Below are 14531 nucleotides of genomic sequence, written 5' to 3' on the forward strand. Positions count from 1 at the left end.
ATATATGGCTTTTTTGATTATTTTTTCAACAAGGATCACGTTTTTGTAGTTCAGGATTTGGACAGGAATAAGTCTTGAGGTTGATCATAAAAGCGCACTATTGACATATTTCGTGCTAAAAATGCGAATCAATGCGGTTTTTCTAAACATTTTTCGCTATGAAAAGTGATGGATATAAAAAAACCGGCCCACTTGGCCGGTTTATAAAATGCTCAAACTGTGAGCTTAGTGCAATGTAGGCTTATTCTCAGCGTTGGCAAACAATTCTTCTACTTGAGCAGCATCAAAATCGTAAGTGGTTCCGCAGTAGTCGCAGTGTAAACCTACGCTGCCTTCTGTCGCCAAAATATCGTTAATCTCTTCGCGTGCCACAGTGAGGATGGCAGCGCCACTGCGCTCTCTTGAACAGCCACAGAAGAACTCAACTTCTTGCGGGTCGAATAGCTTGACCGTTTCTTGGTTATAAAGTCGGTATAGCAACTCATTGGCAGGTAGGCCGAACAACTCTTCGTTCTTCACTGTGTCCGTTAGTTGCTCTAGGTGCTCGAAGTCATCCGCAGAGCCAGTGCCATCTGGAACAACCTGCAGCAGCATACCTGCAGCGTGTGATTTTCCTTCATGTTCACCAATACGGAACCATAGGCGTGTTTTAAGCTGCTCTGAGCGCTCAAAATAAGCCTCTAGAACCTCCGCAAGGGTATCGCCTTCTAGACCAACAACACCTTGGTAGCGTTCACCTTTGTTTGGTGAAATCGTAATCACTAAGTGACCTTTGCCTAGCATGTCATGCAAAGTTGCAGTGTCTGCGATCTCGCCTTCAAAGCGGGCAACACCGCGCATCTTTTGGTTGTTGTCGCCATTAATAACAGCTAATGATACTGGGCCGTCACCTTGTAATTGAAGCGTGATAGAGCCTTCAAACTTTAGAGTTGCTGTCAGTAGTGACGTAGCCACTAGTAGTTCGCCAAGCAAGGTTTGAACCGCAGCTGGGTACTGTTTGCTGTCTAGGATGGCTTGATAGGCTTTATCTAGCTGTACTAATTCACCACGTACAGATAAATCTTCAAATAAGTAACGATTTAACACGTTGTTTTCCATTAGGAAACTCCAGCTTATTGGTTCTTAAATTTAATCAGGTCACGTCGTTGTTTTTTATCAGGGCGACGTTCAGGACTTGGGTTATGTGCGTGCAGCTTGCGCTCTAAAGCAGTTTTTTCTCGCTTCTCTACACTCTCAACGGTTTCGCTGTAGAGTAGTTGCGCCTCAGGTGCTCCGCGTCGTTGGTCAGAAACTTTTTCTATCCTAACCGTTTTTTCAACATTTCCCTGTCGTAGGGTAATGGTAGCCCCTAGTTCCACAATTTTGCTTGGTTTGCTACGCTGCCCTTCATAGTGGACCTTGCCACCATCGATCATGTTACGAGCGATCGAACGGGTCTTATAAAAGCGTGCTGCCCATAACCATTTGTCTAGTCTTACTGACTCGGTATTGGAACTCATAGTGATTTTTGCTCTCTAAGTGTTATCCAGCAGCTTGATTAATGGTGACAGATATATCATTTTTCAAGTAAATGCATTTATTTACATTCGAATTTCTTGCCTGTCTAATTTTGGTAATGTTATTTATGTTACCCTGCGCACCTGTTTAACCCAGTAGCCCCAATGCCTCAGTGGCATATACTATGGAAGTCGGTATATCAAAAGGACCTGTTTTGTCTAAGTTTTCCACTTACTCGCACAAAGCCAATCAACTACTAAATAGTGTAGTGAATCAGCAGGCGATAATTGCCCGAGGATTGACTTTTGTTCTACTAGTCACCTCCGCTTGGCTGTGTGGTCATTTATTCTGGCATCTAATGGGCTCTGAATCAGGAGTTGAGCGCTGGAGTCCCTCAGCCGCTAACGTTGGCAATACTACTGCTCAACAACAAGGCACCGATATTGCACCTTTGCTTAATGCTAATCTGTTTGGTGAAGAGTCTGAAGAAGCCACCAAGGTTGTCGAACAAGTGGTTGATGCCCCTAAAACACGTCTAAATCTTGTGTTGGTCGGTGTGGTGGCCAGTAGTAATCAGAAAAGCAGTTTAGCGGTGATTGCTAACAGAGGAAATCAGGATACCTATGGTATTGGTGAGACGATCGATGGCACGCGAGCGCAGCTGCGTAACGTGCTAAAAGATAGAGTTATCATCGAAAACCAAGGTCGTAATGAAACCTTAATGTTAGAAGGGATAGAATATAAGCGCGTCGCCGATGTACAAGAGATCGCGAAGCAGCAACCTCAATCGAATGTTCAAGGTAACAATCCAGAAGTCGATCTAGGTGACCTAGATTCTATCAAAGCAGCAATATCAGAGAATCCTCAGCAGTTCCTCAAATACATTCGTCTATCTCAAGTTAACCGCGACGGTAAGCTGGTGGGTTATCGGGTACGCCCTGGGAGAGAGCGTGCTTTGTTTGACTCTGTGGGTCTGCAAGATGGCGATATTGCTGTTGAACTCAATGGCGCGGATCTTACGGAGCCGTCAGCTATGGGCGAAATTTGGAAGTCTTTGGGCGATTTAAGTGAGATTAACCTCACCGTTGAACGAGATGGTCAACGCTACGATATTTATTTACAGCTATAGTTTGATAACGGAGTTGTTATCCGCTAGGAAGCATCGGCTTAGCTATGAAAGCCATGCTAGGCAAGGAATGCCATTGATTTTTTTGGGAGTATTAAGTGAAAAGTTGGTTTAGCAAGAGCGCATGGTTGTTGATGGGAAGTTTGGCGTGTGCGCCAGCCTTCAGCGCCAATGAATTTAGTGCCAGCTTCAAGGGAACGGACATCGGCGAATTTATCAATATCGTCGGACGAAACTTAGAAAAAACCATCATTGTTGACCCTACGGTTAGGGGCAAGATCGATGTACGTAGCTACGATGTGCTCAACGAAGAGCAGTATTACCAGTTTTTCCTCAGTGTTCTTGAAGTGTATGGGTTTGCCGTTGTTGAAATGGAAAACGGTGTACTAAAGGTCATAAAAGCTAAAGATGCAAAAACCTCAGCAGTGCCTGTTGTAGGGGATGCCAATGTTAAGGGCGATGCGGTAGTCACTCGTGTCGTTGCAGTGCGCAATGTTTCCGTTCGTGAACTGTCTCCACTTCTGCGCCAGTTAAACGACAATGCCGGTGCTGGTAACGTAGTTCACTACGATCCCGCCAATATTATCTTGATTACTGGCCGTGCTGCGGTCGTCAATCGCTTAGCTGAAATTATTGAGCGCGTTGACCAAGCGGGTGACAAGTCTATTGAAGTTGTTGAATTGAAGAATGCATCAGCGGCTGAAATGGTGCGTATTGTCGAGGCATTGAACAAAACTACAGATGCAAAAAATACTCCCGCATTTCTGCAGCCAAAACTGGTAGCCGATGAGCGTACAAATTCGGTCTTGATTTCAGGTGACCCTCAAGTGCGTAAGCGTTTGAGAACAGTCGTCTCTCAATTAGATAAAGAGATGGCAGTGAAAGGGAATAACCAAGTTATTTACCTTAAAAATGCCAAAGCTGAAGATTTGGTTGATGTGCTAAAAGGCGTTTCAGATAACCTCGCAGCGGCTAAGAAGACCGCTAAGGGAGGTGCTGCCGCTGTTAGAAACCCAAACTCAGAAGTGATGATTTCGTCGCACCAAGGCACCAACTCATTAGTGATCACTGCCCCGCCGGATATTATGAAAGCACTGCGAGATATTATTGCGCAACTTGATATCCGCCGAGCACAAGTGCTTATTGAAGCCTTAATTGTTGAAATGTCAGAAGGTGATGGCATTAACCTTGGTGTGCAATGGGGTAACTTAGAAACGGGCTCTGTGATTCAATACGGTAATACAGGTGCTTCAATTGGTGCGGTGGGAATTGGCTTGGAAGAAGCGAAAGATTCTACTCGAACCGAAACTAGATACGATAGCAATGGTAATCCTTATGATGTCACATACACGGATGCAGGTGATTACACTGCCCTAGCGACTGCGCTAAGTGGTGTAAATGGTGCCGCTGTTAGTTTAGCTATGGGCGACTGGACTGCGTTAATCAGTGCTGTAGCAACCGATTCAAACTCAAACATTCTGTCATCTCCGAGCATTACTGTAATGGACAATGGAGAAGCATCGTTTATCGTGGGTGAAGAAGTACCAGTACTGACTGGCTCCACTGCTGGTTCAAGCAATGACAATCCGTTCCAGACGGTTGATCGTAAAGAAGTGGGTATCAAACTGAAAGTGGTTCCACAGATTAACGAGGGTGACTCTGTTCAGCTTCAGATTGAGCAAGAGGTTTCCAATGTGCTGGGTGCCAACGGAGCGGTGGACGTGCGTTTTGCAAAGCGTCAGTTGAACACCTCAGTTGTTGTTCAAGATGGTGAGATGTTAGTGCTAGGCGGACTTGTTGATGAGCGTGCTTTAGAGAGTGAATCCAAGGTACCAATCTTGGGGGATATTCCGTGGTTAGGCCAGCTGTTCAAATCGACCAGCACTCAAGTTGAAAAGAAAAACCTAATGGTATTCATCAAGCCAACCATCATTCGAGATGGGGTGACCGCTGATGGTATTACTCAGCGTAAATACAACTACATTCGTGCTGAACAATTATACAAAGCAGAAGAAGGCCTGAGATTGATGTCTGACGACTTGGTACCAGTGATGCCTAAATTTGGTGATGAAGCTCGTCGCCCTTCTGAGCTACAAGCCTTTATCGAGCAAGTGGAAGCGAAGTAATGGAGAGTGGTGCGTTTTCAAGGTTTGAGACGAGTATGACTCGCCTGCCATTTAGTTTTGCCAAGCGCTTTAATGTGGTGCTTGAGCCCAACGCGGATGCCAATGCTAACCAATTGTTTTTCATTGAACCGCTGCAGACCTCAACCTTGCTAGAGGTGACACGAGTGTCGTCGCTGCCTATTCAGTTGGTTGAGCTTGATAAGAAGAGTTTTGACTCAAAGCTTTCTGATGCATATCAACGTGACTCGTCTGAAGCGAGACAGCTAATGGAAGATATCGGCGCCGACAGCGACGATTTCTTCTCGTTGGCGGAGGAGTTACCACAAAACGAAGATTTGCTTGAGGCTGAAGATGACGCGCCGATTATTAAACTGATCAACGCCATGCTAGGTGAAGCCATCAAAGAAGGTGCCTCGGATATCCATATTGAGTCCTTTGAGAAGTCACTGTCCATTCGTTTCCGTGTGGATGGTGTACTGCGTGACGTCCTAGCGCCAAGCCGTAAACTAGCTCCACTGCTCGTGTCTAGGGTTAAGGTTATGGCTAAGCTTGATATCGCCGAGAAGCGCGTACCTCAAGATGGTCGTATCTCACTGCTGATCGGTGGGCGTGCGGTAGATGTGCGTGTATCCACCATGCCTTCGTCTCATGGCGAGCGAGTGGTGATGCGTCTTCTCGATAAAAACGCCACACAGTTGGACTTAAACAGCTTAGGTATGGCGCGCCACAACCACGTCAATTTCCAAACGCTTATCAAGCGACCTCACGGCATTATCTTGGTTACCGGTCCAACGGGTTCGGGTAAATCCACCACCTTGTATGCGGGCTTACAAGAGCTGAACAGTGCTGAGCGCAATATTCTAACGGTAGAGGATCCAATCGAATTCGATATCGACGGCATTGGACAAACTCAGGTAAACCCAAAGGTCGATATGACCTTTGCTCGCGGGTTGAGAGCTATCTTGCGTCAAGATCCTGATGTGGTAATGGTCGGTGAGATTCGTGACCTTGAGACTGCCCAGATTGCGGTGCAAGCGTCTTTGACCGGTCACTTGGTTATGTCAACACTGCACACCAATACCGCCGTGGGTACGATCACCCGATTGCGGGATATGGGTATAGAACCCTTTCTTATCTCCTCATCATTGCTAGGTATCTTAGCTCAGCGCTTGGTACGTACTTTGTGCCAACAGTGTAAGCAACCCTTCCAAGCCGATGCTGAGCAGAAAAAGCTGTTCCATCTGCAACCTGAAGATGATTTAGTTCTGCATAGACCCAATGGCTGTGAGCATTGTAACCATAAGGGCTACAAAGGCCGAACGGGTATTCATGAGTTGCTAGTGGTGGATGAAAAAGTACAAGAGCTTATCCATGGTGAGCAAAGCGAACAAGAGATAGAACTGGCCATTCGTGCGTCTACCCCAAGTATCCGTCAAGATGGTCTGGAAAAGGTGAGAGCCGGCAAGACCACCCTTGAAGAAGTAATGCGAGTGACTAGGGAAGAGTAATGGCGGCATTTGAATACAAGGCACTGGATGTCAAAGGGCGCCAGAAAAAAGGTGTTATCGAAGGTGATAATGCTCGTCAAGTTAGACACCGCCTGAAAGAACAAGGGCTGATACCGGTTGAAATAACCGAAACCAAAGCCAAGCAAGAAGCCGCTAAGTCTAAAGGCTTTCAGCGCGGAATAAGCACCCCTGATCTTGCTTTGTTAACTCGTCAATTATCCACCCTAGTGCAGGCAGGAATGCCACTTGAGGAGTGCCTCAGAGCAGTCGCTGAGCAATCAGAAAAAGCGCGTATTAGCAGCATGTTGGTGAGCGTCCGCTCTAAGGTTGTGGAAGGATACACTCTTGCTGACAGCATGCGCGAGTATCCTGCTATTTTTGATGATCTCTTTTGTGCCATGGTTGCTGCAGGTGAGAAATCGGGACACCTAGATGCGGTATTGGAGCGCCTGGCGGATTATGCAGAGAAACGCCAACAGCTTCGTTCTAAGCTACAACAAGCCATGATTTACCCGATCATGCTGACCCTAATAGCAGTAGGTGTTATCGGCTTTTTGCTGGCGACAGTGGTCCCTAAGATTGTTGATCAATTTATTCAAATGGGACAAGAACTGCCCACCTCCACTCAAATCCTGATCAACGCTAGTGACTTTGTTCAAGACTATGGCGTGATACTGGTTGGCAGTATTTTAGCCTTAATTGTGGGTACTAAGATTTTATTAAGAAAGCCTGCGCTTAGGTTAAGCTGGGATCATAAAGTACTCAAAGTACCGGTTATTGGCCGAGTGGCTAGAGGGCTCAACACCTCTCGCTTTGCACGTACTCTCGCGATCTGTTCCGCTAGCGCTATTCCACTTTTAGATGGCATGCGAGTCGCCGCAGACGTAATGGGTAATAAATTTTTTAAGAAACAAGTGTTTGAAGCGTCTGATAAGGTACGTGAAGGGGCAAGTCTTCGACATTCTCTGCAGCAAAGTAAGCTATTCCCACCGATGATGCTACATATGATTGCTAGTGGTGAACAGTCTGGTGAGTTAGAACAAATGCTGACTCGCGCGGCAGATAACCAAGACCAAGACTTCGAATCGCAAGTGAACCTTGCTTTGGGTATCTTTGAGCCATTACTTATCGTATTTATGGCAGGGATTGTATTGTTTATTGTGGTGGCGACTATGATGCCGCTACTTGAGTTGAATAATTTGGTTTCGGGCGCCTAATGTTTTTGCCTGAGTGTATGGAGAAAAAAATGAAATATAACAAAAAACAACAAGGCTTTACCTTGCTAGAGGTTATGGTCGTTGTCGTTATTCTAGGTATCTTGGCAAGTTTCGTTGTGCCTAACCTTTTGGGTAACAAAGAGAAGGCTGACCAGCAAAAAGCGATTACTGATATCGTCGCATTGGAAAATGCCCTTGATATGTACAAGTTAGACAACAGTGTCTATCCGAGCACAGATCAAGGTCTAGATGCATTGGTAAGTCGTCCAACGGGTTCTCCTGAGCCGCGTAACTACCGTAATGATGGCTACATTCGTCGTCTTCCATCCGACCCATGGGGCAATGAGTACCAATACCTGAGCCCTGGTGATAACGGCAACATTGATATCTTTACTCTAGGTGCTGACGGTCAAGAGGGTGGCGAGGGTGCCTCTTCTGATATCGGCAACTGGAATCTACAAGATTTCCAATAATACGTATCAATAGTGAGACGTGATAAACGACAGCGCGGCTTTACCCTCCTAGAGATCATGCTAGTCATGGTCTTGGTGTCGGTCAGCGCCATAGCGGTAGTGGTTAATTTGCCCACTAGCAGTTCAGATGCCGCAGAGACTCGCGCACAACAGCTTTATCTGCGTCTCAACCTATTGCATCAAGATGCAATACTGAATGGCTGGGATCTGGGTATTCGCTTTGATCCCGCGGGTAACAAGTATCGACTTTTGCAGCTGACTCGAGAGGGTTGGCAGGCATTAGAGCATCGCAGAATCCCTGCAGATACTGAGCTTGAAGATGGCCTAACACTCGCCTGGGAACTGGGTGATGGTGTTTGGGGCAAGAAAGACAGCTTGTTTGAAGATGGATCGCTGTTCGATGAGGAAATGTTTGCAGAGGAAGAAAACAAAGACAAAGAGGCGCCGCCTCAGGTCTTTATTTTGTCCAGTGGTGAACTGACGCCATTTGAGGTCTACATCCACCCAAGCTCAGAAGCTCAAGGTGACCAAAACTGGCGCGTGATGGCGCTAGAAAACGGCAGCTTTCGATTGCTGAAGCCTGGTGAGGAGTTCGATGATGAAATCCTCTAGAGGTATGACTTTGCTAGAGGTTTTGATTGCTCTAGCTATCTTTGCAACGGCTTCTATTAGTGTGGTTAGGGCTGTTACTCAACATATTAATAGTATCGGCTACCTTGAGCAAAAGACCTTTGCTGGCATGGTAGTCGACAATCAAATGGCATTGATGATGCTAGCCGAGCCTCCTAAGACAGCACGTAAAGGCACCTCTGAATTAGCCGGTTATACTTGGTATTGGTCTATTACACCCATCTCAACGAGTACCGCTTATTTACGAGCAGTTGACGTCAGTGTGGCCCTAGATGAAAAAATGGATAGCCCCCTAGTTACGGTAAGAAGCTATGTACCGTTATAAAAAGGCGAAAGGTTTTACCCTGATTGAGGTGCTGGTGGCGATTGCTGTGTTTGCTAGCCTCAGTATGGCTGCGTATCAGGTGGTATTTCAGACTCAGCTGAGCAATCAGCAGTCTCAAGAAAAATTAGGTCGCCTACAGCAGTTGCAAGCAGCCCTGGTCTATTTAGATAGTGATTTTCGTCAGATAGCGATTCGTCGCTTTCGCAATGACGGACAAGAAGCGGGTGAGTCGCTCATTTATTGGCAAGACAATCTGCTTGATTCCGATGAAAAGGGTGTGCTGTTTACTCGTTTAGGTTGGATTAACCCACAGCAACAGTTTCCACGTGGGGAAGTCACAAAAGTAGGCTACCGAATTAGAGACAACAAGCTTGAGCGAGTTTGGTGGCGATACCCAGACACTCCGGTTGGGCAGCAAGGTATCGTGACTCCACTTCTTGATAAGGTCGAGGAGTTTGATATTCGTTTTTATAACGGAGAAAGCTGGCTAGAAGAGTGGGAAGACAATGGTTCATTGCCAAAGGCAGTTGCCGTGCATATAACCTTAGAAGATTATGGCAAAATTGAGCGTATCTACCTAACTGCTGATGGTCAGCTAGAGAGGATTAATGAAGATACGTCTCAGTAATTCACAGCGAGTTAAAGGACAAGGTAAGCAGCAGGGCGTTGCCTTGCTAGTGGTATTACTGTTGTTGGCTATTATGACGGCCATCGCCGCCACCATGTCTGAACGCTTGGTGCTGGGAGTGGATAGGGCAAGCAGCCAGGTAAATAACCAGCAAGCTTATTGGTATGCCATCGGCGTTGAGGCATTAGCCAAATACGGTATCGAGGAGAGCTTAGAAGACGGTGATACGGTCAACCTAAGTCAGCCGTGGGCGCTAGAAGAACAATCCTACCCATTGGATTATGGTGAGGCGAGGGGTGTTGTTAGGGATATGCAGGCGTGTTTTAACGTTAATTCACTGGCCGCAGTGAATATCGACCCTACTTCCAGTTCTCGCCCATACTTGTTACAGGTGTGGCGAACCTTGCTAGAAGAGGTGGGACTCGATAGCTATCAAGCCGAGGTCGTTGCGGACTCCACATGGGAGTATTTAGATAAAGACGACGGTGTGATGACTCAGTCTGGTGTGGAAGATGCCACTTATGAGGGATTGTCTCCCTCCTATATGGCTGCCAATGGCTTGATTGCTGATTTGAGTGAGTTGCGCAGTATTTATCAGATGGATGGCCCATCAATGAGACGCATCTCATGGTTAGCATGCGCATTACCTACCGATGACTTGCGCATTAATGTGAATACACTTAGGCCATGGCAATCTAAGCTATTGGTCGCATTATTTGAGCCAGCCTTAAGTGAAGATCAGGCCAAACAGGTTATTGAAGACCGTCCATATGATGGGTGGGAGAGTACTGATGATTTCTTAGCGGAAGGCAATATCGCCAGTATCAGTGCCGAGATAAAAAATAAGGCAAAGGAATATCTGTCTGTAGACAGCCGATATTTTGAGTTAGACGCCGAAGTATTTGTGCAGGATGCCCGAGTTCGCTTGAGGAGCCTGCTTTATAGTGAAAATCAAGACGAATCGCGAGTAGTACGCCGACGATTTGGAGGAATTAGTGAGCGAAATCCTGACAGTTCGGCTCAGTAGGCAGAATTTAAAAACAATCCCATGGTTGGTTTGGTCGTCGACAGAGAACGAGATCATTGCCAGTGGTGAACTCGGTGGCTTAGAGGAAGTAGAAGCACTCACTTCCTATGCTAGCGAGCGAAGCGTTGTCCTGTTATTAGATGGCCAAGATGTGGCTTTACGAGAGGTTGGCGTACCTGCTGGTGCTTCACGCCAATTCTCAACCATGTTGCCATTCCTCTTGGAAGAAGAGCTGGCTCAAGACATTGATGAATTGCACTTCTCGATACTCAAGCAAACGGGCGATAAGGCTTGGATTGCGGCGGTCGATAGAGGCTATCTTCAGCAGTGTATTGAGCGTTTTTATGAGGCGGGCATTGAACTTCATCGCGTCTTGCCCGATGTATTATCTCTGCCTTTGGATGGTAGCACTATCAGCATGCTTCCTTGGCAAGGCTACTGCTTGATTCGCCAAGACGTCTATCAAGGCATAGTGCTACCAGAAGCGCTAGTACCGTATGCATTGTCTCGTCCTCCTTTTACCCTTGAGAGTGAAGAAGAGGAAGAATCACCTTCTGAAGAACCTGTTCATATTCAATGCTTTGGTTCTGTTCCGGAGTCAGTGGCTAGCATTGAAAACCCGAAGATTGAGGCCTTGCCTGCAGAGCTACCTATGGCTCTACTGGCTAAGAATGCACAGCTTTCGACGATTAACTTATTATCGGGTGAATTCAAGCGACAGTCATCGTGGCTTAAAAACATCAAGCTTTGGCAAGCTCCGGCTATTGCCGCCTTAGTGTTATTGGTTATTTTCGGTATCAATACCTATACCCAAGTCAGCCAAATAGAGACTCAGGCAACGGCGTATCGAGCTGAGAGTGAGCGAATTTTTAGAACGGTCTTCCCTGATAAAAATCGTATTCCAACAGTAAGCTACCTCAAGCGTCAAATGAGTGATGAAAAAACGCGATTGAGCGGTGGAACTGTGGATGCACCCTTGATGGTTTGGCTACTTGAGGTCCAAGTTGCCCTTAAAGATAGCGATAAAGTTAAAATACAGAGCCTCAAGTTCGATAGTGATCGCGAAGAGCTGCGAATCCAAGCACAAGCGAGTGACTTCCAAACCTTTGAGCAACTGAGAGTTGCCTTTTCTGAGAAGTTTTTGGTAGATCAAGGGCAGATCAACCGTAATGGTGATTTGGTCAGCAGCAGTTACGTACTGAAGGTGAAGTAATGCGAGGATTACAACAAGCTATCCTAGGGTATTGGAGCAGTATTAGCCTTCGTGAACAGCGTATGTTGATTATTGCGATTGGCTTTGGTGTTGCAGGTTTGCTGTATTGGGGTGGCTTTGCGCCACTCAAACAGAAGAATGAATTGGCACAGGCCCGCTTGATCAGTGAAACACAACTTTTGAGTTGGGTACAAAAAGAAGCTAACGCTATTACTGAGTTGCGTAAAACCAGTGGTGCGCCTTCTATCTCCAATGAACCCCTAAATCAACTGCTGTCGACTTCTACAGGGCGATTTAATATCGAACTGATTCGCCTTCAACCTCGTGACGATATGGTTCAGGTTTGGGTTCAGCCAGTGGCGTTTAATCGTCTGATGAATTGGTTACTGTATTTACGCCAAGAAAAAGGGGTAGACGTCGCCTTTTTTGATATCAACGAAACCGAAAAGAACGGGATTGTAGAGGTGAAAAGATTGCAGTTTAAGAGAGCAGGTAGTTAATGTTTGGTGTCAGTCTAAAGAAGATTTTTGCATACGGCTTGCTACTGTTAGCCGTATTCTTGTGCAGCGTTATCGTTCACCTACCAGCCAAGTTTGCAATAGAGCAGTTGCCTCGAATCAATGGCCTGAGTATCTCTGGTATCAGCGGTACCTTTTGGCAGGGAAGAGCAAAGAGCGTCTCTTGGCAGCAGTATGGTTTTGGCGAAGTGAACTGGGATCTACAAGCCTGGAAACTGATTCAGGGAAAGGCCGAACTTAATATCCGATTTGGTCGAAATAGTGAGTTGGGTTTAACAGGCAGAGGAACCGTAGGCTATGGCTTTAGCGGCCCTTACGCCAGTAACCTGATGGCCTCTATACCCGCAGAACAAGCACTGAAGTATGTGAATATCCCAGCTCCCGTTACCGCGGATGGACAGTTTGAGCTCATCGTCAAAGATTATAAGTATGCGTCACCTTGGTGTGAAAGGGGTGAAGCGAACCTAGTATGGAATCAAAGTGTGGTTTCATCGCCATTGGGTAATCTAGATCTAGGGACTATTATTTCTGATATTAGTTGTACAGACAGTCAGCTGGCAGCGAAGGGCAATCAAGAAACCGCTCAGGTTTCTGGCGCGTTTACCGCTTCTCTACAGCCTAATATGACCTACGACTTGGATGCATGGTTCAAGCCGGGTGCAGAGTTTCCACAAAGATTGAGTGAGCAATTAAAATGGTTAGGTGAACCCGATGGACAAGGGCAGTACCCTTTTGTCTATTCAGGGAAGCTTTAACCAACCCAACATGTAGGAATGTTTAGCAGTTTTCATTGCGGGCTTTTTTCCATATAGTGGTTGAGGCTTATACAAATGAATGATTGAAGAGGCTAACTAGGATGGCAGGCGAGAAAAAGCCAAAGATTTTAAACAAAACTGAGGTTGCGCGTTCGCGCTTGTTTAGCATCGAGGCTTTGGATTTAGAGTTCTCTAATGGAGAACGTCGAACCTATGAGCGAATGCGCCCAAGTGGTCGCGATGCGGTTATGGTGGTTCCGCTCACAGCCGAGGGGGATCTTCTGCTGGTTCGAGAATATGCCGCAGGCACTGAAAGCTACGAGCTAGGGTTTCCTAAAGGGCTTATTGATGCTGGCGAAACTCCAGTTGAGGCTGCCAATCGTGAATTAAAAGAAGAGATTGGTTTTGGTGCCAATCTCTTTGTTCCTTTAAAGCAAGTTGTTCTAGCCCCTTCTTATTTTTCCAGCAAGATGACTCTGTTTGTTGCGGAAGACCTTTATCCTGAAACCTTAGTGGGTGATGAGCCAGAACCTCTTACTTTGGTTCGTTGGCCTCTTGCTCAAGCCGACGAACTGCTAACGCATATGGACTTTTGTGAGGCTCGTAGTATCAGTGCCTTAATGTTGGCGCAGCGCTACTTCTCTCAGCAAAAGGGTGATCAATAATGAGACAAGACCTTTCCCATTTACTGCCTAATGTTATAGAGATTGCCCGCTCTGCTGGTCAGCTTATTCTCGATATCTATCAAAAGCGCAACTACGAAGAATTTACTAAGTCAGATGATACTCCGGTCACTAGTGCTGACTTGGCTGCACATAAACTGATTATGGAGCGCCTGCCTGAGCTAACGCCTGATATTCCGGTCTTATCTGAAGAGGACGCGGACATCAGCCTTGCTGAGCGTGAGCAGTGGGAGCGTTACTGGCTGGTGGATCCCCTAGATGGTACCCAAGAATTTATTGCTCGTAGTGGTGATTTTGCGACCATCATTGCGCTTGTTGAACATAACAAACCCGTTATGGGGGTTGTGTATGCACCAGTGTCTGGGGTGGTTTATTACGCCTATCATGGCAAAGGCGCGTGGAAGATTCCCGATATGGATGAGAGCATTCGTATCAATACCCACTCCCATGAGCTGATCAAACAAAACGTTGCTATTGCAATAAGCCGACGTCAGGACATTAACCGCATTACCGAATGCATGAGCAATGAATGGAATTACGAGTTGATTCCGCTAGGTTCAGCGGCCTTAAAAGCCTGCTTGGTCGCGGAGGGAAGCGCCGACTGCTATCTACGTCTAGGACCGACAGGCGAGTGGGATACGGCGGCCACACAATGTATTGTTGAAGAAGCCGGTGGCACTATCTTGGATACCGGACTTGAGCCACTTTCATACAATTTGCGTGAAACCTTAGAAAACCCTAACTTTATTGTCATAGGCGATCGCGACCTTCCTTGGAATAAGATCCTGACTCAGGATTAATCCCA

At 46.5% G+C, this 14531-nt stretch carries 16 protein-coding genes; 14 read left to right on the forward strand and 2 right to left on the reverse strand.

Annotated elements, in window-relative coordinates:
• Window positions 1–225 precede the first annotated feature (225 nt).
• Window positions 226–1098 carry an Hsp33 family molecular chaperone HslO gene (hslO, locus tag D5I41_RS08745; protein WP_119009483.1) on the reverse strand — a complete coding sequence of 291 codons (873 nt, stop codon included), beginning with the start codon at window positions 1096–1098 and terminating at the stop codon, window positions 226–228.
• 14 nt (window positions 1099–1112) lie between these two features.
• Window positions 1113–1499: a ribosome-associated heat shock protein Hsp15 gene (hslR, locus tag D5I41_RS08750; protein WP_119009484.1), complete on the reverse strand. Its 387-nt coding sequence runs from the start codon at window positions 1497–1499 to the stop codon at window positions 1113–1115.
• Window positions 1500–1681: 182 nt separating this feature from the next.
• On the opposite strand from hslR, the gene gspC reads away from it, so the two are divergent.
• The 14 genes from gspC to cysQ all read left to right on the forward strand — a co-directional run bounded on the left by gspC (window position 1682) and on the right by cysQ (window position 14526).
• A complete protein-coding gene (gspC, locus tag D5I41_RS08755; RefSeq protein ID WP_119009485.1) occupies window positions 1682–2626 on the forward strand; it encodes a type II secretion system protein GspC in 945 nt (314 codons plus the stop codon).
• A gap of 95 nt (window positions 2627–2721) precedes the next feature.
• Window positions 2722–4749 (forward strand): type II secretion system secretin GspD, encoded by a 2028-nt coding sequence (gene gspD / locus D5I41_RS08760; protein ID WP_119009486.1) that lies wholly within the window; start codon window positions 2722–2724, stop codon window positions 4747–4749.
• Complete coding sequence (gene gspE / locus D5I41_RS08765; RefSeq protein ID WP_119009487.1) at window positions 4749–6257, forward strand: type II secretion system ATPase GspE; 1509 nt, start codon at window positions 4749–4751, stop codon at window positions 6255–6257. The genes gspD and gspE overlap by 1 nt, the downstream gene beginning before the upstream one ends.
• Window positions 6257–7474, forward strand: a complete 1218-nt coding sequence (gene gspF, locus D5I41_RS08770; protein WP_119009488.1) for a type II secretion system inner membrane protein GspF — start codon at window positions 6257–6259, stop codon at window positions 7472–7474. Before gspE ends, gspF begins: the two co-directional genes overlap by 1 nt.
• Window positions 7475–7503: 29 nt before the next feature.
• Entirely contained in the window at window positions 7504–7947 is a 444-nt protein-coding gene (gspG, locus tag D5I41_RS08775; RefSeq protein ID WP_119009489.1) for a type II secretion system major pseudopilin GspG, read from the forward strand.
• A 12-nt stretch (window positions 7948–7959) separates the two neighbouring features.
• Window positions 7960–8559 (forward strand): type II secretion system minor pseudopilin GspH, encoded by a 600-nt coding sequence (gene gspH / locus D5I41_RS08780; protein ID WP_119009490.1) that lies wholly within the window; start codon window positions 7960–7962, stop codon window positions 8557–8559.
• On the forward strand, window positions 8546–8902 hold the full coding sequence (gene gspI, locus D5I41_RS08785) for a type II secretion system minor pseudopilin GspI (RefSeq protein WP_017029366.1): 357 nt from the start codon (window positions 8546–8548) through the stop codon (window positions 8900–8902). The genes gspH and gspI overlap by 14 nt, the downstream gene beginning before the upstream one ends.
• A complete protein-coding gene (gene gspJ / locus D5I41_RS08790) occupies window positions 8889–9530 on the forward strand; it encodes a type II secretion system minor pseudopilin GspJ (protein ID WP_119009491.1) in 642 nt (213 codons plus the stop codon). Before gspI ends, gspJ begins: the two co-directional genes overlap by 14 nt.
• Window positions 9511–10557 carry a type II secretion system minor pseudopilin GspK gene (gene gspK / locus D5I41_RS08795; RefSeq protein ID WP_119009492.1) on the forward strand — a complete coding sequence of 349 codons (1047 nt, stop codon included), beginning with the start codon at window positions 9511–9513 and terminating at the stop codon, window positions 10555–10557. Before gspJ ends, gspK begins: the two co-directional genes overlap by 20 nt.
• Window positions 10526–11770: a type II secretion system protein GspL gene (gene gspL, locus D5I41_RS08800; RefSeq protein WP_186811069.1), complete on the forward strand. Its 1245-nt coding sequence runs from the start codon at window positions 10526–10528 to the stop codon at window positions 11768–11770. The genes gspK and gspL overlap by 32 nt, the downstream gene beginning before the upstream one ends.
• Window positions 11770–12270: a type II secretion system protein M gene (locus tag D5I41_RS08805; protein ID WP_119009493.1), complete on the forward strand. Its 501-nt coding sequence runs from the start codon at window positions 11770–11772 to the stop codon at window positions 12268–12270. The genes gspL and D5I41_RS08805 overlap by 1 nt, the downstream gene beginning before the upstream one ends.
• Window positions 12270–13043, forward strand: a complete 774-nt coding sequence (locus tag D5I41_RS08810; RefSeq protein WP_119009494.1) for a type II secretion system protein N — start codon at window positions 12270–12272, stop codon at window positions 13041–13043. The genes D5I41_RS08805 and D5I41_RS08810 overlap by 1 nt, the downstream gene beginning before the upstream one ends.
• Window positions 13044–13144: 101 nt before the next feature.
• Window positions 13145–13708 carry an ADP compounds hydrolase NudE gene (nudE, locus tag D5I41_RS08815; RefSeq protein WP_119009495.1) on the forward strand — a complete coding sequence of 188 codons (564 nt, stop codon included), beginning with the start codon at window positions 13145–13147 and terminating at the stop codon, window positions 13706–13708.
• Window positions 13708–14526: a 3'(2'),5'-bisphosphate nucleotidase CysQ gene (cysQ, locus tag D5I41_RS08820; RefSeq protein WP_119009496.1), complete on the forward strand. Its 819-nt coding sequence runs from the start codon at window positions 13708–13710 to the stop codon at window positions 14524–14526. The genes nudE and cysQ overlap by 1 nt, the downstream gene beginning before the upstream one ends.
• Window positions 14527–14531: the final 5 nt, after the last annotated feature.

Origin of the sequence: Vibrio superstes (assembly GCF_003569005.1) — a bacterium.
In the GTDB taxonomy this organism is placed as follows: Bacteria; Pseudomonadota; Gammaproteobacteria; order Enterobacterales; family Vibrionaceae; genus Vibrio; species Vibrio superstes.